General features: G+C 68.6%; 25 protein-coding genes. 14 read left to right on the forward strand and 11 right to left on the reverse strand.

The window, feature by feature from the left end:
- Window positions 1-71: 71 nt before the first annotated feature.
- A complete protein-coding gene (locus tag LC039_RS10970) occupies window positions 72-1520 on the reverse strand; it encodes an FAD-linked oxidase C-terminal domain-containing protein (protein ID WP_226624075.1) in 1449 nt (482 codons plus the stop codon).
- A 132-nt stretch (window positions 1521-1652) separates the two neighbouring features.
- Here LC039_RS10970 and LC039_RS10975 point away from each other — a divergent pair, with 132 nt between their 5' ends.
- Genes LC039_RS10975 through LC039_RS10985 form a run of 3 tightly spaced genes read left to right on the forward strand, consistent with a single transcriptional unit; the run spans window position 1653 to window position 3181 of the window.
- Window positions 1653-2063 carry a CopD family protein gene (locus tag LC039_RS10975; RefSeq protein ID WP_226624076.1) on the forward strand — a complete coding sequence of 137 codons (411 nt, stop codon included), beginning with the start codon at window positions 1653-1655 and terminating at the stop codon, window positions 2061-2063.
- Window positions 2064-2065: 2 nt separating this feature from the next.
- A complete protein-coding gene (locus tag LC039_RS10980; RefSeq protein ID WP_226624078.1) occupies window positions 2066-2770 on the forward strand; it encodes a DUF599 domain-containing protein in 705 nt (234 codons plus the stop codon).
- A gap of 57 nt (window positions 2771-2827) precedes the next feature.
- Entirely contained in the window at window positions 2828-3181 is a 354-nt protein-coding gene (locus LC039_RS10985) for a hypothetical protein (protein ID WP_226624080.1), read from the forward strand.
- A 1-nt stretch (window position 3182) separates the two neighbouring features.
- Here the strand turns inward: LC039_RS10985 and LC039_RS10990 are convergent, their stop codons facing one another.
- From LC039_RS10990 to LC039_RS11005, 4 genes are all read right to left on the reverse strand, one after another.
- The gene (locus LC039_RS10990) at window positions 3183-5225 is read right to left on the reverse strand and encodes a glutamine amidotransferase (RefSeq protein ID WP_226624081.1); all 2043 of its coding nucleotides are present in this window, start codon (window positions 5223-5225) and stop codon (window positions 3183-3185) included.
- Window positions 5226-5355: 130 nt separating this feature from the next.
- Window positions 5356-8154 (reverse strand): DUF4159 domain-containing protein, encoded by a 2799-nt coding sequence (locus LC039_RS10995; protein WP_226624083.1) that lies wholly within the window; start codon window positions 8152-8154, stop codon window positions 5356-5358.
- Window positions 8154-9026, reverse strand: a complete 873-nt coding sequence (locus LC039_RS11000; RefSeq protein ID WP_413463833.1) for a DUF58 domain-containing protein — start codon at window positions 9024-9026, stop codon at window positions 8154-8156. Before LC039_RS11000 ends, LC039_RS10995 begins: the two co-directional genes overlap by 1 nt.
- Entirely contained in the window at window positions 9026-10027 is a 1002-nt protein-coding gene (locus LC039_RS11005; protein WP_226624087.1) for an AAA family ATPase, read from the reverse strand. The genes LC039_RS11000 and LC039_RS11005 overlap by 1 nt, the downstream gene beginning before the upstream one ends.
- Window positions 10028-10097: 70 nt before the next feature.
- Between LC039_RS11005 and LC039_RS11010 the strand changes: the two genes are divergently transcribed.
- On the forward strand, window positions 10098-10688 hold the full coding sequence (locus LC039_RS11010; protein WP_226624088.1) for a DUF1285 domain-containing protein: 591 nt from the start codon (window positions 10098-10100) through the stop codon (window positions 10686-10688).
- Window positions 10689-10691: 3 nt separating this feature from the next.
- Here LC039_RS11010 and LC039_RS11015 read toward each other — a convergent pair whose 3' ends face one another.
- The gene (locus LC039_RS11015) at window positions 10692-11510 is read right to left on the reverse strand and encodes a sulfotransferase family protein (protein ID WP_226624090.1); all 819 of its coding nucleotides are present in this window, start codon (window positions 11508-11510) and stop codon (window positions 10692-10694) included.
- Window positions 11511-11645: 135 nt separating this feature from the next.
- Here LC039_RS11015 and LC039_RS11020 point away from each other — a divergent pair, with 135 nt between their 5' ends.
- Together LC039_RS11020 and LC039_RS11025 are read left to right on the forward strand one after the other, a co-directional pair.
- Window positions 11646-13220: a DUF5928 domain-containing protein gene (locus LC039_RS11020; RefSeq protein ID WP_226624092.1), complete on the forward strand. Its 1575-nt coding sequence runs from the start codon at window positions 11646-11648 to the stop codon at window positions 13218-13220.
- A gap of 9 nt (window positions 13221-13229) precedes the next feature.
- Window positions 13230-13598: a histidine triad nucleotide-binding protein gene (locus LC039_RS11025; RefSeq protein WP_226624094.1), complete on the forward strand. Its 369-nt coding sequence runs from the start codon at window positions 13230-13232 to the stop codon at window positions 13596-13598.
- Between the two features lie 179 nt (window positions 13599-13777).
- On the opposite strand, the gene LC039_RS11030 is transcribed toward LC039_RS11025, so the two are convergent.
- Window positions 13778-14704 carry an ABC transporter ATP-binding protein gene (locus LC039_RS11030; RefSeq protein WP_226624096.1) on the reverse strand — a complete coding sequence of 309 codons (927 nt, stop codon included), beginning with the start codon at window positions 14702-14704 and terminating at the stop codon, window positions 13778-13780.
- A gap of 74 nt (window positions 14705-14778) precedes the next feature.
- Between LC039_RS11030 and LC039_RS11035 the strand changes: the two genes are divergently transcribed.
- The 6 genes from LC039_RS11035 to LC039_RS11060 all read left to right on the forward strand — a co-directional run bounded on the left by LC039_RS11035 (window position 14779) and on the right by LC039_RS11060 (window position 18855).
- Window positions 14779-14958, forward strand: coding sequence for a zinc-finger domain-containing protein (locus tag LC039_RS11035; RefSeq protein ID WP_226624097.1), 180 nt, complete (start codon window positions 14779-14781; stop codon window positions 14956-14958).
- A 29-nt stretch (window positions 14959-14987) separates the two neighbouring features.
- Window positions 14988-15914 (forward strand): AEC family transporter, encoded by a 927-nt coding sequence (locus tag LC039_RS11040; protein WP_226624099.1) that lies wholly within the window; start codon window positions 14988-14990, stop codon window positions 15912-15914.
- A gap of 102 nt (window positions 15915-16016) precedes the next feature.
- Window positions 16017-16847: an S-formylglutathione hydrolase gene (gene fghA, locus LC039_RS11045; RefSeq protein WP_226624100.1), complete on the forward strand. Its 831-nt coding sequence runs from the start codon at window positions 16017-16019 to the stop codon at window positions 16845-16847.
- Window positions 16844-17293, forward strand: coding sequence for a YaiI/YqxD family protein (locus LC039_RS11050; RefSeq protein ID WP_226624101.1), 450 nt, complete (start codon window positions 16844-16846; stop codon window positions 17291-17293). Before fghA ends, LC039_RS11050 begins: the two co-directional genes overlap by 4 nt.
- A 3-nt stretch (window positions 17294-17296) precedes the next feature.
- On the forward strand, window positions 17297-17917 hold the full coding sequence (locus LC039_RS11055; protein ID WP_226624102.1) for an HAD family hydrolase: 621 nt from the start codon (window positions 17297-17299) through the stop codon (window positions 17915-17917).
- Window positions 17914-18855 carry an alpha/beta fold hydrolase gene (locus tag LC039_RS11060; RefSeq protein ID WP_226624103.1) on the forward strand — a complete coding sequence of 314 codons (942 nt, stop codon included), beginning with the start codon at window positions 17914-17916 and terminating at the stop codon, window positions 18853-18855. The genes LC039_RS11055 and LC039_RS11060 overlap by 4 nt, the downstream gene beginning before the upstream one ends.
- Before the next feature lie 27 nt (window positions 18856-18882).
- On the opposite strand, the gene LC039_RS11065 is transcribed toward LC039_RS11060, so the two are convergent.
- Complete coding sequence (locus LC039_RS11065; protein WP_226624108.1) at window positions 18883-20121, reverse strand: MFS transporter; 1239 nt, start codon at window positions 20119-20121, stop codon at window positions 18883-18885.
- Between the two features lie 166 nt (window positions 20122-20287).
- Between LC039_RS11065 and zapE the strand changes: the two genes are divergently transcribed.
- The gene (gene zapE, locus LC039_RS11070; protein WP_226624110.1) at window positions 20288-21349 is read left to right on the forward strand and encodes a cell division protein ZapE; all 1062 of its coding nucleotides are present in this window, start codon (window positions 20288-20290) and stop codon (window positions 21347-21349) included.
- A 407-nt stretch (window positions 21350-21756) separates the two neighbouring features.
- Here the strand turns inward: zapE and LC039_RS11075 are convergent, their stop codons facing one another.
- From LC039_RS11075 to LC039_RS11085, 3 genes are all read right to left on the reverse strand, one after another.
- Entirely contained in the window at window positions 21757-22995 is a 1239-nt protein-coding gene (locus tag LC039_RS11075) for a bifunctional folylpolyglutamate synthase/dihydrofolate synthase (protein ID WP_226624344.1), read from the reverse strand.
- Between the two features lie 53 nt (window positions 22996-23048).
- A complete protein-coding gene (gene accD, locus LC039_RS11080) occupies window positions 23049-24005 on the reverse strand; it encodes an acetyl-CoA carboxylase, carboxyltransferase subunit beta (RefSeq protein ID WP_226624111.1) in 957 nt (318 codons plus the stop codon).
- A gap of 137 nt (window positions 24006-24142) precedes the next feature.
- Complete coding sequence (locus tag LC039_RS11085; RefSeq protein WP_226624113.1) at window positions 24143-25030, reverse strand: CPBP family intramembrane glutamic endopeptidase; 888 nt, start codon at window positions 25028-25030, stop codon at window positions 24143-24145.
- Window positions 25031-25225: 195 nt separating this feature from the next.
- Between LC039_RS11085 and LC039_RS11090 the strand changes: the two genes are divergently transcribed.
- The gene (locus LC039_RS11090) at window positions 25226-25816 is read left to right on the forward strand and encodes a dihydroxy-acid dehydratase (protein WP_226624115.1); all 591 of its coding nucleotides are present in this window, start codon (window positions 25226-25228) and stop codon (window positions 25814-25816) included.
- Window positions 25817-25932: the final 116 nt, after the last annotated feature.

The following is a 25932-nucleotide window of genomic DNA, read 5'->3' on the forward strand; positions in this document are numbered from 1 at the left end:
GATCAAAATATCCCGGGGGTACGGGGGCAGCGCCCCCGCCTTGTTCTGGGTGCGGGGCACGCCCCGGCGCCTCACTCGGCGGCGATTGCGAGAGTGCGGCGGCTTTCCGAGGCGTCCAGCGGGAACACCTTGGCGGGGTTGAGCAGCCACTGCGGATCGAAGACGTCCTTCACCGCCATCTGCGCCTCGAGGTCGGCGCGTGCGTATTGCGAGTGCATGAGGTCGCGCTTCTCGATCCCCACGCCGTGCTCGCCGGTCAGGCAGCCGCCGACCTCGACGCAGAGTTTCAGGATCTCCGCCCCGAAGCGCTCGCAGAGCTCGAGCTGGCCTTCCTCGTTGGCGTTGAACAGGATCAGCGGATGCATGTTGCCGTCGCCGGCGTGGAAGACATTGGCGACCTTCAGGCCGAACTCCTGCGACATCTCGCCGATCCGCCGCAGCACGTAGGGCAGCGAGGAGACCGGGATCGTGCCGTCGAGGCACATGTAGTCGTTGATCTGCCCCATGGCGCCGAAGGCGGACTTGCGGCCGAGCCAGATGCGGCCCGCCTCGTCCTCGTCCCGCGCCTCGCGCAGTTCGACGGGGTTGTGGCGCTTGGCGATCTCGATGATCTTTTCGAGCTGCTCAGCGATCTCGGCCTCGGAGCCTTCGACCTCGACGATCAGCAGCGCCTCGCACATGGGGTAGCCCGCGTGGGCAAAAGCCTCGCAGGCCTCGATGCAGGGGCGGTCCATGAACTCGATCGCCACCGGCAGCACGCCCGCCTTGATGATGTCGGACACGCATTCCCCGGCGACCTCGTTGGCGGCGAAGCCCATGAGCACCGGCCGCGCGCCCTCGGGCTTGCGCAGGATGCGCAGGGTGGCCTCGGTGACCACGCCGAGCTGGCCTTCGGAGCCGCAGATGACGCCCAGCAGATCGAGCCCCGGCGCGTCGAGATGCGCGCCGCCGAGCTCGATCACCGTGCCGTCCATCAGCACCATGGTCACGCCCATGAGGTTGTTGGTGGTCACGCCGTATTTCAGGCAATGCGCCCCGCCCGAGTTCATCGCGATATTGCCGGCGATGGCGCAGGCGAGCTGCGAGGAGGGGTCGGGGGCGTAGAAGAAGTCTTCCTCGGCCACCGCGCCGCTGACCGAGAGGTTGGTGCGCCCGGTCTGCACGCGGATGATCCGGTTGGCGTAATCGGTCTCGAGCACGCGGTTCATCTTCGCCACGCCGAGGATCACGCTGTCGGCGGTCGGTAGCGCGCCGCCCGCCAGCGAGGTGCCGGAGCCGCGCGGCACGACGGGCACGCCTTCCTCATGGCAGATCTTCAGCACCGCCGAGGCCTCTTCGGTCGAGGAGGGCAGCACCGCGCAGAGCGGCGGGCAGCGGTAGGCGGTGAGCGCGTCGCATTCATAGGCACGGGTCTCGGACAGCTCCGAGATCACCGCATCGTCGGGCAAGACCTCCCTCAGGCGTGCGACGATCTGGTCCTTGCGCGCGAGGATGCTTGCATCGGGGGCTGGCATCTGCATCGGGGTCTCCTCCTCGAATTGGTAAACTCATATAACCAATTCCGCCGGCAGCCAAGCGTTTTTGCCACGCCGCCGCGCGGTGCGCGCCACGGCATCTTGCGCGGCGCAGAGGAATGATAGCAGGTGAACCCCATGACCTGGCTGAAGATCATTCACATTCTTTGCGTCATGGGGTGGATGACCTCCATCTTCGCCGTGCCGCGCGCGCTCATCTACTGGAAACGCGACTTCGCGAAGACCGGGGCGTTCGGCCCCCTAGGCGATCTGACTTACCGGCTCTACCGCTTCTCGTCGGGTCTGGCGGTGATCGCGGTGATCACCGGGCTATGGCTCGGGGTGCTCTGGGGCTTCCCGGCGTGGTTGCATGCCAAGATCGGCCTCGTGGTGCTGCTAGCGGCGCACTACGTTTGGACCGGGGTCCTGGTCGGTCGCGCCAAGCGCGGCGAGTTCCGCGAGTCTGACATGTTCCTGCGCATTTTCAACGAGATCAGCGTGGTGGGCACGATCGCCATCCTGTGGCTGGTCGTGGCCAAGCCGTTCTGACCATGCTGCCGACGCTCGATCCCTTCTACTATTTCTCGCCGGTCGATCTCACCGGTGTCGTGCTGCTGCTGCTCTGCTGGCTGGGCAGCTCCTGGCTGATCGAGCATCCGCCGAAGCGCCGCCCCTCGGTGACCAAGCTCATGGCGCTCTACCGGCGGCAATGGATGAAGCATTTCGTCACCCGCCAGCCGCGCATCTTCGATTCCCAGATCGTCGGCAGCCTGCGCCAGAGCACCGCTTTCTTCGCCTCGACCTCGATGATCGCCATCGGCGGCATCTTCGCGCTGCTGGGCAACCCCGACCAGGTGCGCGGCGTCGCCGAGGACCTGTCGACGGGGGGCGACTCGCCGGTGATCGTCTGGGAGGCGAAGCTGCTGCTGATCCTCGCCTTCGCCGCCAATGCCTTTCTGAAGTTCGTCTGGTCGAACCGGTTGTTCGGCTATTGCTCGGTGCTGATGGGCTCGGTGCCCAACGACGACAGCCCGCTGGCCTATACCCGCGCGGCCAAGGCCGCCGAGATCAACATCTTCGCCGCGCGCAGCTACAACCGCGGGTTGCGGTCGGTCTATTTCGGCATCGGCTCCACCGCCTGGCTGCTGGGCTCCTGGCCGCTGATCGCGGCGGCTCTGATCACCCTGACGGTGATCCTGCGGCGCGAGTTCACCTCGCAGTCGCGCGAGGTTCTGCTGACCAGCGAGGACGACTGAAAAGCCTTGGGAGGCTTTTGCAAATCCCTTCGAAGGGAATTGCGCTATACTCGCGCCATGCGAGCCCCGATTGCCTTCGTCCTGTGCCTCTGCGCTGCGCCTGTCCGGGCCGCGCCGCCCGAGATCGTCTCCGCCGGGGCCGCGCGCAGCGGCGAGCGCTGGGACATCTCGGTGACACTGGCCCATCCCGACACCGGCTGGGACCATTACGCCGACGGCTGGCGGGTCGAGAGCGAGGACGGCACCGTGCTGGGCGTGCGCGAGCTCTTTCACCCGCATGAGACCGAGCAGCCTTTCACCCGCAGCCTGTCCGGAGTTGCCATCCCCGAGGGCACGGCGCGGGTCTACATCCGGGCGCGCTGCCTGACGGATGGGTGGACCGAGGGCCGCAGCGCGCTCGAGCTGGAGTAGCTCAGCGCCGACCCTCGCGCAGCCAGGCGCCGACGATGAAGCCCGCCGCAAGAAGCAGCGTCAGCCAGGCCGGCAGCAGCGGAATGCGGGTCACGTCCATGGTCTCGAAGGCCTCGCGCGGGGTGATGCCCATCCAGCCGCGGCCGGCGGCGGGGCGCCCGGCGCCCACGGCGCGGATGGTCGGCAGACCATCCTCGATCCGCGCTTCGCCGCCGCGGAGGGCGGCAACCACGGGCTCCAGTGCTTCGCCGCTGGCGATGGTCTGCTCGAACTCGCGCGGCGCGGCGGGGCCAAGGCCGATCACCGCCTCCTGCTCGCCTTCCTTGAGCCGGTAGAGGCCGATCTCGGGGCCATCGTATTCGGCCTCGAAGCGGCCGGGCGAGACTTCCTGCAGGGGCACGCTCTCCTCGGTGCCATCGGGGCGGGTCACGGTGACCGCCCCCACGCCGTCCTCGAGCGTGCGGCGGATGATGCGCATGCGCTTGCCCGTGGCCTCGGCCCAGAGCGCCTCTTCCTCGAGCTCCGGCTCTTTCATCATCCAATGGGCCAGCCGCCGCAGCAGGTCGAGTTGCGGGCCGCCGCCCTCGAAGCCGCGCGACCAGAGCCAGGCCTGGTCCGAGGCGATGAGCGCCACGCGGCCCTCGCCGATGCGGTCGAGCACCAGCAGCGGCTTGTCCTCGGCACCGGACATCAGCACCTCGGCGTCCTCGTTCGGCTGCACTTCGACCTGCCGCATCCAGCGGCCCCAGCTGTCGGCCCCGGTGAGGCCGGCGGTGACCGGGTGGCGCTGGCCGAGGTCGGTGACCGTGGGGCGGTAGCCTTGGTCGATGACCCGCGCGGTGGGTTCGGCGGGCAGGATCTCGGACAGCGGCGAGCGGTAGATGGAATCGGCGCTGGCGAAATCGGGCCCGGCGGCGACCAGCACCGCGCCGCCGTTCTCGACGTAGTTGCGGACGTTGTCGAGGTAGATGGCCGGCAGGATGCCGCGGCGCTTGTAGCGGTCGAAGATGATCAGGTCGAAATCTTCGATCTTCTCGAGAAAGAGCTCGCGGGTGGGGAAGGCGATCAGCGACAGCTCGGTGACCGGCACGCCGTCCTGCTTCTCGGGCGGGCGCAGGATGGTGAAATGCACGAGGTCGACGGAGCTGTCGGATTTCAGCAGGTTGCGCCAGGTGCGGCTGCCGGAATGCGGCTCGCCCGAGACCAGCAGCACGCGCAGCCGGTCGCGCACGCCGTTGATCTGCACCAGCGCGGTGTTGTTGCGGTCGGTCAGCTCGCCCGCGCCCTCGGGCACGGTGAACTGGATCACGTTGAGCCCGCCGTGCGGCAGGGTGACCGGCAGCTCGATGTCTTGGCCCAGCGGCGCGCGGAAGCCCTCGGGCTCGCCGCCGTCGACGGAGATCTGCAGTTCGGTCTCGGTCTCCTGCGGTGCGGCGCCGTCGTCCTCGATCCGCAGGGTGAGGGTCACCGGCTCGCCGAGGATGGCGAAGGCCGGGGCGTTCTTCACGATGAGGCGGCGGTCCCAGTCTGTGTCATGCCCGGTCAGCAGCAGGTGCATCGGGGCGGGCAGCGAGGGCGCACGTTCGAGATCGTGCAGCCGCCCGTCCGACAGCAGGAAGATCCCCGCGACGCGGCCGCGCGGCTCCTCGGCGAGCGCCTCCGACAGGGCGGTCATCAGCAGGGTGCCGCTGTCGCCCGCGCCGTCAGGGACGGTGATGCGGCGAACCTCGGTATTGGGGCGGGCGGCGATGCGCGCCTCGAGCGCGTCGGCGGTCTCAGAGGTGGTCTCCAGCCGGTCGCCGAGCCGCTGCGAGGCGCTCTGGTCCTCGAGCAGCAGCACGATGTCGGAGAGCGGGGCACGGTCCTCTTCCTGGAACGATGGCTGGGTGAGCGCCGCCACCAGCACGACCCCGGCGAAGAAGCGCAGCGCCCAGCCCGGCATGCCGCGCCAGAGCGCCAGCGCCACGGAGGCCAGGGACACGGCCCCCAGCGCCCAGATCACGGGCCAGGGCAGGAGCGGGTCGAAGACGATCTCGCCGGTCATATGTGCAGTCCGTTCCTTGCGCCGGTTTCAGGTCTGTTGGCCTCAGTGCTACTTGCCGCAGTCCTGCCAGCCTCAGTCCGACCAGTCTCAGTCCTACCGGTCTCGGCTCTTCCGGTTGTCGTGGAACCGGTCATTGGCCGAGCCTGTCGAGCAGCGCGGGCACATGGACCTGGTCGGATTTGTAGTTGCCGGTCAGCACGTGCATCACGAGGTTGACCCCGAAGCGGTAGGCGATCTCGCGCTGGCGCTCGCCGGCGAAGCCCGAGCCGATGCGCACCTGCGGGTTGCCGCGGTTGTCCACCGCCCAGGCTGCGCCCCAATCGTTGCCGCCGATCACCACGGGGGTGACGTTGTCGTTGAGGTTGCGGAAGGGCATGCCCTCGACCATTTCGGCATCGGGCGGCGCGGCCTCGACCCAGACGTCGCGGCTGGCGTAGCGGCCGGGGAAGTCCTGCAGCAGGTAGAAGGTGCGGGTCAGCACGTGGTCCTGCGGCACCGGCTCCAGCGGCGGAATGTCGAGCGGGGCGGCCAGCTCGCGCAGCTTGCGGCCCTCGGGCGAGGCGGCGCCGAAGCCCGCCACGTCGGCATCGCGCGTGTCGAAGAGGATCATCCCGCCCGAGCGCAGGTACTCGTTGAGCTTGGCGTAGGCGGCGGGGGAAGGGGTCGGCTGCGACGGCGTGATCGGCCAGTAGAGCAGCGGGAAGAAGGCCAGCTCGTCGCTCTCGAGGTTCACCGCCATGGGCTCGGCGGGCTCGACCGAGGTGCGGTAGTAGAGCGTCTCCGACAGGCCGCGCAGGCCGTTCTGCGCCAGCTCGTCTAGCTGCGCGTCGCCGGTGATGACATGGGCGAGGGTGACCTCGGCGGTGGCGGCCTCGGCGAAGGCGTCGGCCTGGGCCGAGGGAGCGCCCTGCGCCTGCGCCGTCCCGGGGGCGGCCAGCGGGCCGAGCACCAGCGCCAGAAGCACGGCGGTGGTGCCGGGCGCGCTGGGGCGGGCGCCGCGCAGCCGGCCCGAGAGCGCCAGCGAGGCGATCACGTCGGCCAGAAGCAGCGCGATGGCCAGTGCCAGCAGCCAGCCGGCGAGCGGGGTTTCCTGCGGGCGGCTGAGGCCCTCGACCGGCACGGTGTCGGGCCAGATGGCGGGCTGCAGCACGCTGTCGGGTGTCACCACGTTGCGCGCGAGGCTGCGCTCCTCGCCCTGGTAGAGGCCGGGGCGCAGCTCGGGGCCGAGGTCGGCGGTCAGCAGCGACTCGCCGGGCACGCCGGGCAGGGTGCCGGCATCGACCACCGCGCCGAAGCCGTCGAGCACGCGGATCGGCTGCCAGATGGTGCCGACCAGTTCGCCGGGTTCGGGGGTGGCGGGCATGGCCGAGATCGCCAGCCGTTCGAGCATCTGCACGAAGAGCCCCGAGAGCGGCAGCGTCGACCATTCGGCATTGGCGGTGACATGGAACAGCACCACCTGCCCGGCGCCGACGCGCTTGCGGGTGACCAGTGGCGTGCCGTCGCTGAGCTGGGCAATGACCCGCTCGGCCAGCGTGGGATCGGGCTGGGCCATGACCTGGCTGGTGACGGTCACGTCCTCGGGGATGGCGAGCCCTTCGAAGGGGCTGCCTTCGGGGAAGGGGGCCAGGGATTTCGGCTCGCCCCAGCTCATCGCGCCGCCGACCGAGCGCCCGCCGGCGCGAAGCCGCACCGGCATCAGCGGGTCCTCGCGGTCGCGCGAGAGGTCCGAGGCGGCGATCCGGGGCCCGGCGAAGCGCAGCAGCGTGCCGCCCTTCTCGACCCAGTCGGCCACGCCCTCTTCCTCGCCCGGGCCGAGCGTGGCCACGTCGGCCAGCACGATGACGTCGGGGTTGGCGGGCAGCACCTCGGTGAGCGCGCCGTCCAGAAGGTCGACATCCTCCTCCAGCGCCTTGTGCAGGTAGTAGAGCGGCGAGAGCAGCTCGAGCCCCTCGCGGTTCTCGTTCCCGGCGATCAGCGCGACCTCGCGGCGGCGCAGGCTGTCGTCGGGCAGGCTGACCGCGCCGGCGCTGCGGGCACCGTCGATCTCGAAGCGGGTGATGCGGGCGCGCAACTCGGCGGGCAGCGAGAGGTCCAGCGCACCCTCGTCGGCACCCTCGGGGAAGGTCAGCGGGGCGCGGACCAGCACGGTGGGGTTGCCCGCCGGGTCGAGCCCGTGCGCAGCGATGGAGATCTCGCGCGCGCTCCCCGCGTGCAGACGGCGGGCGGTGAGCTGCACGTGGCCATCCTCGAAGCGCGGCGGCAGCAGGGCGGTCAGGTTGCGCGGGCTCTGGAAGACGGTGACCTGCCCGTGGTCCATCAGCGCATCGAGCATCGGCTCGCGGCTGTCGCGGGCGAGCCCGTCGGACATCCAGTAGCTGTCGAAATCACCGGCGGGCAGCATCGACAGCGCGCGGGTGACATGTGCCTCGCCCGGCTCCCAGGGTTCGGGCTGCAGGCCGGTGAGGCGGGCGCGCAGCACGGCGGCCTGCTGGAACTGCGGCACCTCGGGATCGGTCAGGCGCAGCACGGCGACGGGGCGCGCTTCGCGCTCGGCGCGGGAGAGCAGCGCGTCGAGCGCCGCCTGCCGGGCGCGCCAGTCGGCGGCGGAGGACCAGCTGGCATCCATCACCACCAGCAGCGGGCCGGTGCCGGCGCCCTGCGCCTCATCCTCGGGGTTCAGGATCGGCCCGGCGAGGCCGATGATCACCGCCGCCACCGCCAGCATGCGCAGCAGCAAAAGCCACCACGGCGTGCGGTCGGTGACCTGATCGTCATCCTTCAGCCCGAGCAGCAGCACCACGCCGGGGAACATCCGACGGATCGGCGCCGGGGGCACGGCGCGCAGGATCACCCAGAGCACCGGCAGGGCCAGCAATCCAAGCAGCAGCCAGGGGGCGGTGAAGCCCAAGGGGCCGAGAACGGTCATCAATGACCTCCGTCCATCGCGCGGTAGACCCAGAGCAGGGCGTTCTGCGCGCTGTCACTGGTATGATGGCACAGAAATTGCCAACCGGTTAAGCGAGATAGGTGGTCAAGCCGCGCTTTTCGTTCGGCCAGACGCTCGAGGTAGCGCTCGCGCAGATCGCCCGCCTTCAGGGTCTCATGGGCCAAGGTCTTGCCAACGCTTTCGAAAATCGTGCGGCCCTTGAACGGGAAGCTTTCTTCCGACGGGTCGAGCACCTGCAGCAGAACCCCGCGCACCCCGCGGTCGGCGGCCTTGGTCAGCGCGGCCTCCATCGGATCGAGATCGCCGAGGAAATCCGACACGAACATCGCCCGCGCGTGGGGGATGATGCCGCGCGCCTCGGGCTGGGAATAATCCTCGTCGCCGTCCTTGGTCAGCGCCTCGGCGAGGCGCAGCACCTGGATGTCGCCGTTGCGCGGCGGCAGCGACCAGCCGGTGAAGCCGACCCGTTCACCGCCGCGGATCAGCAGGATCGAGGCGGCCAGCGCGACCAGTCGGGCGCGATCGCCCTTGGTCGGCAGGTCCTTGTGCGAGGAGAAGCGCATCGAGGCGCCGGAATCGACCCAGAGCTGCACGCTCTGCGCGATCTGCCACTCGCGCTCGCGTACATATTGCTCGTCGCCGCGGCCCGAGCGCCGCCAGTCGATTGAGCGGTAGGTGTCGCCGGGGCGCAGCGGACGGTATTGCCAGAAGTCGTCGCCGAGCCCCGAGCGCCGCCGCCCGTGCTCGCCCAGCAGGACGGTGCCCGCGAGGTGTTCGGCACGGGCCAGCAGGGCCGGGAAACGGGTGGCCTCTTCCTGCGCGCTCTGCCGGAGCTGGGCGATAGGGGTGATCAAGCGGCGGCCTCGGAGGGCTCGAGCGTGCCGCAGACCTCGTCGATGATGCTGCCCAGGTCCTCGCCGCGGGCGCGGGCCGAGAAGGTCAGCGCCATGCGGTGCACCAGCACCGGGCGGGCCATGTCCATCACGTCCTCGGGCGAGGGGGCGAGCCGGCCCTGCAGCAGGGCGCGGGCGCGCACCGTCAGCATCAGCGCCTGTGCCGCGCGCGGGCCCGGGCCCCAGGCGACCGTGTCCTTCACCCGGGCCGAGGCCGAGGGGTCGCCGGGCCGGAAGGCGCGCACCAGGTCGAGGATCATCTCGACCACCGCGTCGCCCACGGGCATGCGGCGCAGCAGGTGCTGGGCGGCCATCAGCGTCGCCGGATCGAAGACCTGATGCGCCATGGCCTCCTCGGTGCCGGTGGTGGCGAGCAGGATGTCCTTTTCCGTCTTGCGGTCGGGATAGGCCACGTCGATCTGCACGAGGAAGCGGTCGAGTTGCGCTTCGGGCAGCGGGTAGGTGCCCTCCTGCTCGATCGGGTTCTGCGTGGCGAGCACGTGGAACGGCAGCTCGAGGCTGCGCGTTTCGCCGCCGATGGTCACCGATTTCTCCTGCATGGCCTGCAGCAGCGCCGACTGGGTACGCGGCGAGGCGCGGTTGATCTCGTCGGCCATCAGCAACTGGCAGAAGATCGGGCCGGGCAGGAACTTGAAGGCGCGGCTGCCGTCCGTGGCGGTCTCCAGCACCTCGGAGCCGAGGATGTCGGCGGGCATCAGGTCGGGGGTGAACTGCACGCGGTTGCCATTGAGGCCCATGACCGTCGACAGGGTTTCCACCAGCCGCGTCTTGCCAAGGCCGGGCAGGCCGATCAGCAGCGCATGGCCGCCGCAGAGCAGCGCGGCAAGGGTCAGGTCGACGACCCGTTCCTGCCCGATGAAGCGCCGGGTGATCGCCGACTTGGCTTCGGCGAGCTTTTCTTCCAGCGCCTCGATCTCGGCAACCAGGTCTTCGGCCATGGGGGAGACTCCCTTGCGTAAATGCTGTACCGAACCGAGTGTATCGCGGGGGTGAAAAATGGCAAAAGCAATGCGCACACAAAATTACGTGACACCCTCGGCTGACGGCATTGCTGCTGCAGCACGCGCCGCTTCGGGGCGCGGTTTGCCGCCGGTCGAGCACTGGAATCCGCCGTTTTGTGGCGATCTGGACATGCGGATCGCGCGCGATGGCACGTGGTTCTACCTCGGAACGCCGATCGGGCGCTTCGAACTGGTGAAGCTGTTTTCGTCGATTTTGCGCAAAGATGACGGGAAATACTTCCTCGTCACCCCGGTCGAGATGGTCGGAATCACCGTCGATGACGCCCCCTTCGTCGCCACCGACTTCGAGGCAGAGGGCACGGGCGAGTCGCAGGTGCTGACCTTCCAGACCCATGTGGGCGACTTCGCCGTCGCGGGGCCCGAGCATCCGATCCGCGTGGTGCGCGACCCCGAGACCGGCGAGCCCTCGCCCTACGTCCTCGTGCGGCGCAATCTCGAGGCGCTGATCGACCGCAAGAGCTTCTACCGGCTGGTCGAGCTGGGCGCGCACCACGAGCATGACGGCGCGCGCTGGTTCGGCCTGTGGTCCTCGGGGGAGTTCTTCCCGATGATCCCCTCGGAAGAACTCGAGGTCTGAGGCTCAGTCGCCGAGCTTGGCGTGCACCTCGTCGAGGTCGATCTCTCCGATCGGCATCTTGTTCGCCGGGGTCTCGAAATCGTAGCGGAAGAGCTCGAAGTCGCGCTTGTAGATCTCGTAGACCAGATGCATCGACAGGTCGTCGAAGTAGTCTTCCACGGGGTGCGCGCGCTTCGGTCCGTGGCCCTCGGATTCGTTGAAGCGCGGGATCGCCGACAAGTCGACCGGATGGCGGGTCTGCACCCGGTCCAGCACGCCCTGCATGCCTTCGTCGAATTTCTCGGTCCAGAAGATGCGGTCGTAGCGCCCGCCGTTGACGATGAAGGTCGAGACGTGCCCGGACATGGCCGACCAGTGAATGTCGGGATCCATCGGGCGACGCCAGCGGATGGTGTCGCGGGCGAACAGCAGGAAGCGGCGGAACGAGCGGATCTGGTCGAACTCTTCCTTGCCGTCCGGCCCGCCGACCTCGATCCCGTATTTCTGCACCAGCAGCGGCACGAGGTTGCCACGGTAGCGGTTGCCGTTGCGCTGTATTCCGCAGATCTTGTCGAAGAAGCTCGACAGGATGCGGCTGTAGGGGTTGCGCACGGCGGTGAACGCATAGGCGCTGTGGCTCTTCACGTTGGCGCGGATCGGGCCCTGGCTCTCGTCGCGGGCCCATTTGTGCAGGCCCTGCGCCGCATCATGGATGTCGCCGTCGTAGAAGTCGCCATGGTCCGAGTGATACATGATCTGGCCGATCGTCGAGCAGGCGCATTTCGGCACCACGCGATAGACCATGCTTTCGCTCTCGGTCATCCATGTGCCCGGAAATCCCATACTGCCCGCTCCTCGAACCGCCCGGCTTGTCGCGGGCTCATTGGACATGCAAAAAAGCAAAAGACATCGGCCTGTTCAATGTCTTCGCCGGGGTAAAGGTGAAGAAGCGGGCGAAAATTGGGCGGACCTCATCCTTTGGCGAAGATTGCCTTCATATTGCTGTGCCACAAGGATCCCGAGGCGATCATCAAGCAGGCGCAGAGCCTGACCGCCGTCGGCGACTGCATGGCGATCCATTTCGATGCCGGCGCCCCGCGCGCCGATTTCGAACGGATCCGTGCCGCCCTCGCGGACAATCCCAACGTGACCTTCGCGCGGCGGGTGAAATGCGGCTGGGGCGCCTGGTCGCTGGTGCAGGCGACGCTGAACGCGGTGGAGGCGGCGCTCGAGCGCTTCCCGCGCGCCACGCATGTCTACATGGTCTCGGGCGACTGCATGGCGATCAAGACCGCCGAATACGCCCATGAGATGCTCGACGCGCGCGAGGCCGACTATATCGAGAGCGTCGACTTCTTCACCTCCGGCTGGATCAAGACCGGCTGGACCGAAGAGCGGCTGATCTACCGCCACGTCTTCAACGAGCGCACCCAGAAGCGGCGCTTCTACGCGATGTTCGAGCTGCAGAAACGGCTCGGGCTGAAGCGCAAGATCCCCGCCGACCTCGAGGTGATGATCGGCTCGCAATGGTGGTGCCTGCGCCGCCGCACGGTCGAGGCGATCCTGAAGTTCATCGCCGGGCGCCCCGACGTCATGCGCTTCTTCCGCGGCACCTGGATCCCCGACGAGACCTTCTTCCAGACGCTGGTGCGCCATCTGGTGCCCGAGCGCGAGATCGAGAACCGCACGCTGACCTTCCTGATGTTCTCGGACTACGGGATGCCGGTGACCTTCTACAACGACCACTACGACCTGCTGCTGGCGCAGGACTACCTCTTCGCCCGCAAGATCAGCCCCGGCGCGCTCGACCTGAAACGGCGGCTCGGGGTGCTCTATTCCTCGGAGCGCGTGGCCTTCCAGATCTCCGGCGAGGGGCGGTCGCTCTACCGCTTCCTGACCGAGAAGGGGCGCGACGGCCACCGCTTCGCGCCGCGCTTCTGGGAGACCGAAAGCTCGCTCGGGCGCGAGCGCGAGCTGCTGATCGTGGTCAGCAAGAAATGGCACGTGGCGAAACGGCTGATCGGCCATATCCGCGATGCCACGGATCTGCCCTGCATCGACTACCTGTTCAACGAGGAGAGCTGCCCGCTGCCGGACCTCGGCGGCATCCAGTCGACCATGGACAAGCGCCACCGCCACCGCCGCGCGCTGATGCGCATGCTCTACGATTTCTACGACTGCGAGCGGCTGGTGATCTGCCTCGATCCGGGCAACCTCGACCTGATCGAGGATTTCTGCCGCGACCGCGCCACCACGCGTATCCTGCAGATCGATTGCGCCTTCTCGGACGCCTTTCTTGCGGGGCACGCCAGCCGCATCGGGCTGGCGGGGGCGCGCACCTCCGAGACCGCGATGGCGCGGCTGGTGCCGGCGGTCCGCAACGATATCCTGCGCGAGAGCGACGCGCTGCGCGATGCGCAGCTGCCGGGCCACCTGCACCTGCGCGAGCGCGACCCGCGCGAGGCGCAGGCGCAGGCGCTGGCAGCGTTCCTTTCGGTCTCGCCGGGCGTGGCCCGGCAGATCGTCTCCGACGACCAACTCTATTCCGATTGAGGGTTTCCCATGGCCTACAGCTACGACGACCAGAACATCTTCGCGAAGATCCTGCGGGGCGAGATCCCCAACAACACGGTGCTCGAGACCGAGCACAGCCTTGCCTTCCGCGATATCCGCCCGCAGGCGCCGGTGCACGTGCTGGTGATCCCCAAGGGCGCCTACGTCTGCTACGACGATTTCGCGCAGAACGCCTCGGACGCCGAGATCCTCGATTACACCCGCACCATCGGCAAGGTCTGCGAGATGGAAGGCTTGGCGGCGAACGGCTTCAGGCTGATTTCCAACGCCGGGGCCGAGGGGGTGCAGGAGGTGCCGCACCTGCACGTGCACATCCTCGCCGGCCGTCCGCTGGGGCGGATGCTCGAGCACGGCTGACCCGGGGCCGCGCTGGCGGCCTGCGCCGGACCGCCTCCGGCGGGCGTATTTTCAAAGAGAAGAAGGCGGGGGCGCGGCGCCCTTGCAGGGCCCACGTGCCGGGGCCCCGAATGGGGCGCCGCCGGGGTTCCGGCGCCGCCCTTTCATGCTTTCGGAAAATGTCTCGCCGGAGGCGCCCTTCAGGCGGCGGGGCGGCTGCGGGTCAGCTCGAGGAAGACATCCTCGAGGTCGGCCTGCTCGGTGCGCACGTCGCGCAGGCGGATGCCGCGCTCGCGCACGAGGGTCAGCACGTCCTCGGCCGAGGTCTCGCGCGCCTTGTAGCTGAGCGCGATCAGCCCGCCGTCGCGGCGCTCGGCCTTGATGCCGGGGGCCTCGGGCAGCACCTCGGGCATGTCCTCGGGGGTGATCACCATGGTCTTGGCGTCGATGTTGCCCAGCAGGTTCACCGTGCTGTCGCGCGCCGCCACCTCGCCATGGTTGATGATGGCGATCTCGTCGCACATCTCCTCGGCCTCCTCGAGGTAGTGGGTGGTGAGGATGATGGTCATGCCGCGCTCGCGGTTGAGCCGCCGCACGTTGCGCCAGAGCATCTGCCGCAGCTCGATGTCGACCCCGGCCGTGGGCTCGTCCAGCACCAGGATATGCGGGTGGTGCACCAGCGCCTTGCCGAGCAGCAGCCGGCGGCGCATGCCGCCCGAGAGCGTGCGCGCATAGGCCTCGGCCTTGTCCTCCAGCCCCACCAGTTCGAGGATCTCCTCGGTGCGGCGGTCGCGCTTCGGCACGCCGTAGAGCCCGGCCTGCACCTCGAGCGCGCCGCGCGGGGTGAAGAACGGGTCGAGGTTCAGCTCCTGCGGCATGACCCCGATCGAGGCGCGCGACTGGCGCGGGTTGCGGTCCTGGTCCCAGCCCCAGATCGACACCTTGCCGGCGCTCTTCACCACCAGCCCGGCGAGAATGTTGATCAGCGTCGACTTGCCCGCCCCGTTGGGGCCGAGCAGGCCGAAGATCGAGCCCTGCGGCACGTTTAGGTCGATGCCCTTCAGTGCCTGCTTGCCACCTGCGTAGGTCTTGCGCAGCCCCTCGATGCGGATCGCGTCGTCACTCATGCCGAGCCTTGCTCCTTAGCCTGACTTGTCTCATAACGCAGGTAGTGCAAAGCCAGTGAAAAGGGAACCGGAGCATGGCCACCGAGGCGCCCGAGACCAAACTCGTCGACAGCTACCGCATCGCCTGTGACGGCGGCGAGGGAGCACTTGGCCACCCGCGCGTCTGGCTTTCGGTGCCGCATGACACCGGCGTCGTCGAATGCCCCTACTGCGATGCGCGCTACGTGCACAAGGATTTCGAGGGCAAGGTCTGAGCGCCCGCGCGGCCATCTGACCCCGGTACATGCTCGCCGTCTTTCTCAAGGTTCTTCCCTTCTTCGCGCTGATCGGCCTCGGGTACGGGGCCGCGCGGATCAGGTTCTTCTCCGAGCAGTCCGTTGCGGCGATCACCCGCTTCGTCTTCTACTTCGCGCTCTCGGCGATGCTCTTCCGCTTTTCCGCGACGCTGTCGATCTCCGAGATCTTCGATCCGCGTGTGGCCTCGGCCTATCTCTTCGGCACCACGGCGGTCTACGCGGTGGCCACGGTGGTCGGCTTGATCCGGCGGCAGGACGTGCAGACCACGGCGATCGAGGCGCAATGCGCGGCGATCGGCAACACCGGCTTTCTCGGGGTGCCGATGCTGGCGGTGCTGCTGGGGCAGGCGGCGGTGGGGCCGATCATCCTGATGCTGTCGATCGACCTCATCGTCTTTTCGACATTGCTGGTCATCCTCGTCACCGGCTCGCGCGAGGGGCGCATCTCGCCCACCATGCTAAAGCGCGTCGGACTGGGGCTGGTGCAGAACCCGATGATCGTCTCGATCGCGGCGGGGCTCTGCGTCTCGGCCTCGGGGATCCCCTTGCCCGCGCCGGTCACCGAGTTCCTGGCCATCCTCGGCAATGCCGCGACCCCGGGCGCGCTCTTTGCCATCGGCGCCTCGCTGGCCTCGAAGAGCGCCGAGCGGCTGGCGGTGGCGGGCTGGCTGAGCTTCTGCAAGCTGGTGCTGCACCCGGGGTTCGTGGCCGTCGGCGCCTTCTTTCTCTTCCCGGTCACCAGCTACCAGGCGGCGGTGATGGTCTCGGCGGCGGCGCTGCCGGTGGCGGGCAATGTCTTCATCCTCGCGCAGCACTACGGCATCGCGCCGCAGCGTGTCTCGGCGGCGATCCTGATCTCGACCGTCGCGAGCATCGTCACCGTCAGCGCGGTGATCGCCTGGGTGCATCCCTGAGCCATTGAGTCCCTGCCACCCGGCGGTCTTTCCCTTGCGCGGCGGCGCCTTGGCGGGGTAGCCCTTGGGCCGAACCGGAACTGGCGCAGACAGGAGTGCCCCATGGAAACCATATCCGAGAACCGCTGCTTCGGCGGCGTGCAGGGCGTCTACAGCCACGCCTCCGAGGCCTGTGGCTGCGACATGACCTTCGGTCTGTTCCTGCCCGAGATCGCCAGGGACATGGAGGTGCCGGTGCTGTGGTACCTCTCGGGGCTCACCTGTACGCATGAAAACGCCATGACCAAGGCCGGGGCGCAGGCTTGGGCCGCCGAGGCGGGCGTGGCGCTGGTCTTCCCCGACACTTCGCCGCGCGGCGAGGGGGTGGCCGACGACGAGGCCTATGACCTCGGCAAGGGCGCGGGCTTCTACGTCAACGCCACCGAGGCGCCCTGGGCGCCGCATTTCCGCATGTGGGACTACGTGGCCGAGGAGCTTCCGGCGCTGATCGGGCAGGAGTTCTCTGTCGACATGGAGCGGCAGGCGATCACCGGCCACTCGATGGGTGGCCATGGCGCGCTGACGCTGGCGATGGGCCTGCCGGGCCGCTTCCGCTCGGTCTCGGCCTTCGCGCCGATCACCATCCCGACGCAGAGCGACTGGGGCCGCAAGCAGCTCGGCGCCTATCTTGGCGCGGATGAAAGCAAGTGGGCGGCGCATGATGCGACGCTGCTGATGCGCGAGAAAGGCTTCGACGGGCCGGTGCTGATCGACCAGGGCGGCAGCGACCAGTTCCTGCACCTGCTGAAGCCCGAGGCGCTGGCCGAGGCGATGGCGGCGAAGCGGCAGGCGGGCAGCTTCCGCACCCAGCCGGGCTATGACCACAGCTACTTCTTCGTCTCGACCTTCATGGAAGAGCACATCGCCTTCCACGCCGAGGCGCTCTACGCGTGACGCTCTACATCGACGCCGACGCCTGCCCGGTGAAGGAGGAGGCGGAGCGCGTGGCGACCCGCCACCGCCTGCCGATGGTGCTGGTGTCGAACGGCGGGTTGCGCCCCTCGCGCAATCCGCTGGTCGAGGTGGTCACCGTCGCCGCCGGGCCCGACGAGGCCGACATGTGGATCGCCGAGCGCGCGGGCAGGGGCGACGTGGTGGTGACCAACGACATCCCGCTGGCGGCGCGCTGCATCGAGGGCGGCGCGCGGGTGCTGCGCCCGGACGGCGAGATCTTCACCCCCGGCAATATCGGCGCGCAGCTGGCGATGCGCGACCTGATGCAAGATATCCGCGCTTCGGATCCTTTCTACCAGAGCGGGAAAGGCCGGAGCTTTACAAAGAATGACCGCTCCCGTTTCCTAAATGCACTAGAGCGCGAGGTGCGCGCTGCAGGGGACTAGGAAATGACAATCGAAGCTGTTGTCTTCGACATCGGGAACGTGCTCATCGAGTGGCAGCCCGAACGATACTTTGATCGCCTTCTGGGCGAGGAACGCCGGCGGGCCATGTTCGCCGAGATCGACCTTCACGGTATGAATGACAGGGTCGATCGCGGCGAGGACTTCCGAAGCACCGTCTATGCGGCGGCCGAGCAATACCCGGACTGGCACGACGAGGTCCGGCATTGGCACGACAACTGGATCGAGCTGGCGAGCCCGGAGATCCCGAAGTCCGTGGCGGTGCTGCGGGCGCTCCGGGCGCGGGGCGTGCCGGTCTTCGCGCTGAGCAATTTCGGCATCGGCACCTTCGAGGTCGCCGAAAGGGCCTATCCGTTCCTCGGGGAATTCGATCGCCGGTTCATCTCGGGGCACATGGGGGTGATCAAGCCCGACGCCGAGATCTACGCGCGGCTCGAGGCCGAGAGCGGGGTGGCGCCGGAGCGGCTGCTGTTCACTGATGACCGGGCAGAGAACATCGCCGCCGCCGCCGCGCGCGGCTGGCAGGTGCATCTGTTCGAGGGGCCGGAGGGCTGGGAACGCAGCCTGATCTCCCACGGGCTCCTGCCGGAGCGCGACGCCGCATGAGCTATGTGCTAGGTGCGCTCGGCGTGGCGCTCCCGCTGCTCGTGGCACTGCCGGGGATTGGGGAATTCCGCCGCCGGCCGCTCAATGACACCTACCGTTCGGTGGCGCCCGGTCAATTCGCCCGGCTTTCGCAGGGCGACACGCATTATGTGCTGACGGGCCCGGAAAGCGGCGAGCTGGTGGTCTGCATCCACGGGCTGACCGCCCCTGCCGCGGTGTTCCACGCGCTGGCGCGCCATCTCGTGGCGCAGGGCAAGCGGGTGCTGATCTACGACCTCTACGGCCGCGGCTATTCCGCCCGCCCCCGCGCGCTGCAGACCCCGGCTTTCTTCACTCGCCAGCTCCACGAACTGCTCGCGGCGCTGAAGCTCGAGGGGCCGATGACCCTGCTGGGCTATTCGCTGGGCGCGATGGTGGCGGTGCAGTTCGCCGCGGAGATGCCGGAGCGGGTCTCGCGGCTGGTGCTGTTGGCGCCGGCGGGGATCGAGTCCGAGCTCTCGCCGATCGTCGACTGGACGGCGCAGAACCGGGGGCTGGGCGACTGGCTGTTCCACCTGGTCTTTCCCAAGGCGCACCGGCAGAACGTGATCGAAAGCTCCGACACCCGCAGCGAGGTGCCCGAAATCGACCAGTTGCACCTCGACGAGCTCGACCGGCGCGGCTACGTGCGCTCGGTGCTGTCGAGCCTGCGCGGTTGCCTGCAGGAGCCGCAGGAGGCGCAGCACCGGCGCATCGCCGGGCTGGGCATTCCCGTGCAGGCGATCTGGGGCGGGCAGGACCGCATGGTGCCCGCCGGCACCATGGAGCAGCTGGCGTCGTGGAACCCCAACGTCGAGCAGCGGCTGATCGAGGACGCCTGGCACGGGCTGCCGCACACCCACGCCCGCGACGTGGCGCGACTCGTGCTTGGGCAGGAGCTGGCGCGCGAGTTCGGCTGAAGCGGAAACCGCGGCGCCCGGCCGGCCTCAGGCCGGCTGGGTCGCCGCCGTGCGGGGCGTCTCGCGCACCGGCAGGTGCACGATGGCGCTCAGCGCGCCGACACCCACGCCGATCCACCACACCAGCGTGTAGTCGCCGTAGACATCGTACATCCGCCCGCCCAGCCAGACGCCGAGGAAGCCGCCGAGCTGGTGGCTGAAGAAGACGATCCCGTAGAGCGTGCCCATGTAGCGCAGCCCGTAGAGATGCGCGACGAGACCCGAGGTCAGCGGCACGGTGGCCAGCCAGAGGGCGCCCATGACCACCGAGAAGACCAGCACGCTGACCGGGGTGATCGGCAGCATGATGAACAGCGCGGCGGTGATCGTCCGGCCCAGGTAGATCAGCGCCAGCAGGTACTTGCGCGGCCAGCGCTTGCCGGCCCAGCCAGCGAGCAGCGTGCCGCCGACATTGGCCACGCCGATCACCGCGATCGACAGCGCGCCGAGCGCCGAGGTGCTGGTGATGCCGATGTTGGCGAGCACGCTGCCCGCGGCGATGGGGCTGCATAGTTCGGTAACGAAGGCCGGGAAATGCGCGGTGACGAAGGCGAGCTGGTAGCCGCAGGAGAAGAACCCGAGGAAGATCAGCGAGAACGAGGGGTCGCGGAAGGCGCGCTTCAGGATCGTGCCCATGCTTTCCTCGAGCTCGGCCTTGCTGGCGGCGGGGGCGCGCATCAGCGGCAGGAACAGCAGCACGGCGAGGATCGCGGCGGTGAACACCAGGAACACCTGCTGCCAGGGCATCATGCCCAGCATCCACTCGGCCACCGGCGCGCCGAAGATCTGCCCGGCGCTGCCCGCCGCGGTGGCGATGGCGAGGCTCATCGAGCGGTTCTCGTCGGAGGAGGCGCGGCCCACGACGGCGAGGATCACGCCAAAGCCCGTGCCCGCGACGCCGAAGCCGACCAGCACCTCGTAGAGCTGGTGCTGCACCGGGCTGACGGCAAAGCTCGAAAGCACGAGGCCCGCGGCGTAGATCAGCGCGCCGAGGATGATCGCCTTGCGGTCGCCGATCTTCTCGGCCATCGCGCCGAAGATCGGCTGACCAATGCCCCAGGCGAGGTTCTGGATGGCGATGGCGAGGCTGAACTCGGCACGCGGCCAGTTGAACTCCGCGGCGATCGGGATCTGGAACACGCCGAAGCTGGCGCGGATCGCGAAGGAGATCAGGATGATCAGACAGCCCACCACGAGGACGGGCGTGAAGAGAGGGGTGCGGCTCATTGGGGAGGCTCCTGCTGCGCCGCGGCAGCTTTACGGGATATGAACGCGGGGTCAATTCGTGGATGTTGATGAAAAACATCACCGATCTGAATGAATGCGGCGCCGCGGCGCGTCCCGCCCTCGGCAGGCTCTACACAAACCCCGCGCGGCGCGCTATGGCGCGTGCATGACCACGCTGATGGACCTCTACGACGAGAAGGTGGCCGAGGGCCTGCTGCTGCGCGATCCCGCGCAGGAAGAGGCGCTTCCCCATTTCGAACGCATCCGTGCCGAGCTTGCCAAGCCGGTGAAGAAGGGCTTCTTCCGCAAGGCGCCCGAGCCGCCCAAGGGGCTCTACCTCTGGGGCGGGGTGGGCCGAGGCAAGTCCATGCTGATGGACATGTTCGTCGAGAGCCTGCACGTGCCGGTGCGCCGGGTGCACTTCCATGCCTTCATGCAGGAGATGCAGTCGGAGCTGCACCGGCTGCGCGAGCAGGGGGTCGAGGATCCGGTGGTGCCGATGGCCAAGAAGGTCTCGGACGCGGTGAAGGTGCTGGCCTTCGACGAGATGCAGATCACCGACATCGGCGACGCCATGCTGGTCGGGCGGCTCTTCGAGCAGCTCTTCGCGGCGGGCACGGTGGTGGTGACCACCTCCAACCGGGTGCCCGACGATCTCTACAAGGATGGTCTCAACCGCCAGCTCTTCCTGCCCTTCATCAAGCAGATCAAGGAACGGCTCGAGGTGCGCGAGCTGGTCTCGGAAAAGGATCACCGGCAGGACCGGCTGAAGGGGGCGCAGGTCTATTTCTGCCCGGTGACCCCCGAGACGCGGGCCAAGATCGACCATGTCTGGCAGGAGCTGACCCACGGCCACGAGGAAGTGCTGACCCTGCACATCAAGACCCGCAAGGTCGATCTGCCGCGCTACTGGAACGGCGTGGCGCGGGCCTCCTTCTACGATCTCTGCGGCCAGCCGCTGGGTCCGGCGGACTATCTTGCGCTGGCCGATGCGGTGCGGGTGCTGGTGATCGAGGACATTCCCCGGCTGGGACGCGGCAACTTCAACGAGGCGAAGCGCTTCGTGACCCTGGTGGATGCGCTCTACGAGGCGAAGGTGAAGCTGATCGCCAGCGCGGTGGATGAGCCCGAGAGCCTCTACGTCGAGGGTGCCGGGGCCTTCGAGTTCGAGCGCACCGCCAGCCGCCTGCGCGAGATGCAGGATGCGGACTGGGGCAAGCCGATCTGAACGGGTGGCAGCGCCAGAGGCGGCACCCGCGCAAAAAGGAAGGGTCCCGAGGGACCCTTCAAACTGCTCGTTTTTATAAAGTCTTCTGCCTGCGATAGAAATTCCACTTCGACCCCGTGGGGCCGTGGGTATGGCAGAGAATTCGGCAGCGGAAATCGCACATTAATTCCGTGCGTTTTTTGTCCTGTCCCTAGGGTGCCGACTTGGCTGGCACCGCCCCGTGAACTTACCGTAGCTCTGTCTGTCCCCGATGTGCTTCGCCGCGCAGATTGCAGTGAAGCCTAACCTTACATATCAAAGCCTAGGTGACGTTTGCGTGATCCGTCAAGATATAGTTGGTTAAACGAACCCTAAGAGTCCGATTTTACCTCTCCACCACCCTTAGTGCCGTAGAGTCAGCCTGAAACTCAGCCGTTTTCGCGCAGAACCGTGCCCGCAAGATAGAGCGAGCCGCAGATCAGGACCCGGGCGCGCGGCTCCTCGGCGGTGATCGCGGCCAGCGCCGCCGGGACATCCGCGGCCGCATGGGCGCGCAGGCCGGAGGCGCGGGCGATGCGCGCGGTTTCCTCGGCCTCCAGCGTCGCTGGGGCGTCGGGGATCGAGACCGAGGTCAGGCTGTCGGCCACGGCGGCGAGCGGGCGCAGGTAGCCCGAGACGTCCTTGGTGTTCAGCATGCCGCAGATCAGGTGCGTCGGGCGGCGCGGCATCCGGGCAATGTGGTCGGCCAAGGCTTCGCCGGCCGCCGGGTTGTGGCCGCCGTCGAGCCAGAGCTCGGCAAGCGGCGCCGCCGAGAGCAGCGGGCCACGGGTCAGGCGCTGCATGCGGGCGGGCCAGTCGGCGGAGGTCACGGCCGCCTCGCAGGCGGGCTCGTCGAAGCCGAGATGGCGCAGCGCCGCCAGCGCCGCGCCGGCGTTGTAGAGCTGGTGCTTGCCCGGCAGGTTCGGCAGCGGCATGTCCAGAAGACCGGTCTCGTCCTGGTAGACCATGCGGCCGCGCTCTTCCCAGACGTGCCACTGCTGGCCGTGGGCCAGGAGCGGAACGCCCAGCCGGGCGGCGCGGGCCTCGATGACCTCCATTGCCTCGTCGGGCTGTGGGCCGACCACGCAGGGCACGCCGCGCTTGAGGATGCCGGCCTTCTCGCCGGCGATCTCTGCCAGCGTCTCGCCGAGGTACTGCTGGTGGTCCAGAGAGATCGGCGTGAGGATGGTCAGCGCGGGCCTCTCGACCACGTTGGTGGCGTCAAGCCGCCCGCCGAGCCCGGTCTCCAGCAGCGTGTAATCGGCGGGCGTGCGGGCATAGGCCAGCAGCGCGGCGCAGGTGGTGATCTCGAAATAGGTGATCTGTTCGCGCTGGTTCTTCTCCCAGCACTCGTCGAGCACGGCGCTCAAGGCGTCTTCCGAGATCAGCTCGCCGGCGAGGCGGATGCGTTCATGGAAGCGCACGAGGTGCGGCGAGACATAGGCGTGCACGCGCTTGCCGCCCGCCTCTAGCCCGGCGCGGATCATCGCCTGGGTCGAGCCCTTGCCGTTGGTCCCGGCCAGGTGGATCACCGGGGGCAGGGCGCGCTCGGGGTGGTCCAGTGCTTCCAGCAGCCGCCAGACCCGGTCGAGCGTCAGGTCGATGATCTTGGGGTGCAGGGACATCATCCGGTCGAGGATGACGTCCGAGCCGGGCGTTCCGGTCACGCTGGCCACGTCGCTCACTTGGCGGATTTCTTCTTCGCGGGCTTGGCCTCGGCCTCGGCTTTTGGAGCCGTGGCGGGCTGGGCCTCTTCGCTGGGGGCGGGCAGATCGCCGGCGACCGCGGGCGGCATCCCCAGCAGCATGCGCAGGATGGTGGTCAGCTCGGTCTTCAGTTCGCGGCGGTCGGTGACCCGGTCGAGCATGCCGTGCTCGAGCAGGTACTCGGCGCGCTGGAAGCCCTCGGGCAGCTTTTCCCGGATGGTCTGCTCGATCACCCGCGGGCCGGCGAAGCAGATCAGCGCGCCCGGCTCGGCGATCTGAACGTCGCCCAGCATCGCGTAGGAGGCGGTGACCCCGCCGGTGGTCGGATGGGTGAGCACGACGATGTAGGGCAGCCCCGCCTCGCGCAGCATCTGCACGGCGACGGTGGTGCGCGGCATCTGCATCAGCGAGAGGATCCCCTCCTGCATGCGCGCGCCGCCCGCAGCGGAGAACAGGATCAGCGGGCGCTTCAGCTTCACCGCTTCCTCGGCGGCGGCGACGATGGCATTGCCGACGTACATGCCCATCGAGCCCGCCATGAACGAGAAGTCCTGCGCGCAGGCCACCACGGGGGTGCGGTTGATCTCGCCGGCGGCGACCAGCATGGCCTCGCGCTCGCCGGTGGATTTCTGCGCCGCCTTCATCCGGTCGGGGTATTTCTTCTGGTCGCGGAACTGCAGCGGATCGGTGATCGGCTCGGGCACGGCGATCTCGTTGAACACACCGCCGTCGAAGAGCGCGCTGAAGCGGGCGCGCGGCGTGATGTTCATGTGGTGGCCGCAGCTGGTGCAGACGCCGAGGTTGTCCGCCACCTCGCGGTGGAAGAGCATCGTCCCGCAGGAGTCGCATTTGGTCCACAGGTTCTCGGGCACCTCGCGGCGCGAGAAGATCGAGTTGATCCGGGGACGGACGTAGTTGGTAATCCAGTTCATGCGGTGCTGCCCTTGTTTTCCGAGCGTTCCGTGCGGCGTCAGCGGTTTTCGGTTGGCGCTGACTTAAGCAAGCGGCAGGGGAAATGCAATCGTGGCCTGCGCGAGGGGGCTCGCGGGGCCGCCGGGGCGCGCGGTCGTCAGCGGCGCAGGGCGAGCCGCGCGGCGAGCCAGCTGATCAGCAGCGTCACCAGGTCCATCGGCAGCATGCGCAGCAGCGCCTCGGTGTCCGAGGGGCCGAACGGCCAGAGCATCAGCGCCAGCCCGGACATGTCACCCTGCGGCGCGATGAGCGCCAGCGCCACGATATTGTTGACGAAATGCAGCGCGATGGCGGGGCCGAGCGTACCCGAACGGGCGGTCAGATCGGCCGCCGCCAGGCCGAAGAGAAAGGCCCAGATCGCCACGCTGGTCGCGGCGCTGCCATAGGTTCCGGGGGCGTAGTGCCCCAGCGCGAAGAGCAGCGAGGGCACGGTCAGCCAGACCCAGGGCTGCGGCAGGCGCGCGGCCAGCTGGGTCTGCAGGTAGCCGCGGAACAGGAGTTCCTCGCTGGTGGTCTGGATCAGGATCGCGGGCAGGGTCAGCGGCAGCAGCGCCAGCCAGCGCAGCGGGGCGAGTCCCGCCTGAGGCGCGCCGCCCATGCCCCAGATCATCAACGCCGCGCCGACCAGCGCGGCCAGCCCCGCCGCCGCGCCGGTCCGCAGGAACTGCGCCACGGCCAGCGGTAGCGGGCCGAAAAGCGTGCGCGGGTTGCGGTCGTGCACCACCCGCGCGGCGACACCGGTCCCGATCCCGAGCGCGCCCATCGAGACCAGCAGCACCAGCATGCCAAGCGGCGTGTCGGCGCGGTGGATGGCCTCGGCCAGCGCGGCGCTGCTGCCCGCGGGTGCCAGCATCAGCACGAGGCCGAAGAGCAGCTGGCCCAGCACGAAGGTCACCGCCAGGACCATCCCGACGCCGATCACCAGACGCCAGAGCTGCGGCCGTCGGGCCGTCTCGGTGAGCAGGGCAAAGGGGACGTAGCTCATCGCCGCGCCTGCACGTGCCGGCGCGGCGGAAGGGCTGGGCTGTCGGCTCTGTCAGGGCGCATCGGACTTGTCCTTTTGCGCCGATGGTCAGGTGCTTGCGCCGGGCTGTCAATGCGCGGATCCGTGACCATCACGGGGCGCTTTCGGCTTTGTTGCTTGTGCGGTTTCCGGCGCTTCGCTACCCCCATTCGCATGATGACGATCCTTGGAAAGAGCCGCGCCCTGCGCGGCATGGCGCTGCTGGCGCTTGTCGCCCTGGCCGCCTGCGAGACCACGGGCCGCCCGCCATTGCAGCAGGCGGCGCTCGAGAACGGCGCGGTCGTCGTTGCCGGGCCCTCCGGCTACTGCATCGACCCGGTGACGCTCGAGCGCCGCGCCGGGCGCGGCTTTGCCGTGCTTGCCTCGTGCCAGAACCTCAGCGGTGGCGAGAGCGGGGCCTTCGTCGATCCGATGATGCTGACGGTGGCGGTCGGCCCAGCGGGCCGCTCCGGGGCGCTGCCGGCGCCCGAGGTCATGGCGGCCGAGGCCGGGCAGCGGGCGATCGCGGGCGGCGGCCTGCGCGACGGGCTGTCTCTGGCGCATCTCGCGGCAGGCGGCAACCGCGTGCTGCCCGAGGGCGACCCGCGCTATTGGCGCGGCGCGTTCCAACTGAACGGGCGGCTGGTGGTCATGGCGCTTTACGCGCCGAAGGACGGGGCGCTGGCCGGGCGCGATGGCGCGGCCATGTTGCAGGCGGTGCGCGCGCGGATCACCGCGCTCAGCCCCGAGGCGGTGGCGCAACGCTGAGCGCGCCACGCATCGCAGCCCCGTTTATTCGATCTGCGGGATTTGCCATAAGAACCGAGACGCACATCACAGGGTGCGCAGTGGGGTAGGCGCGCACGATGGCGTGCGGCGGTGTA

The sequence above is a fragment of the Alloyangia pacifica genome (genome assembly GCF_020524285.1).
GTDB classification, from domain to species: domain Bacteria; phylum Pseudomonadota; class Alphaproteobacteria; order Rhodobacterales; family Rhodobacteraceae; genus Salipiger; species Salipiger pacificus_B.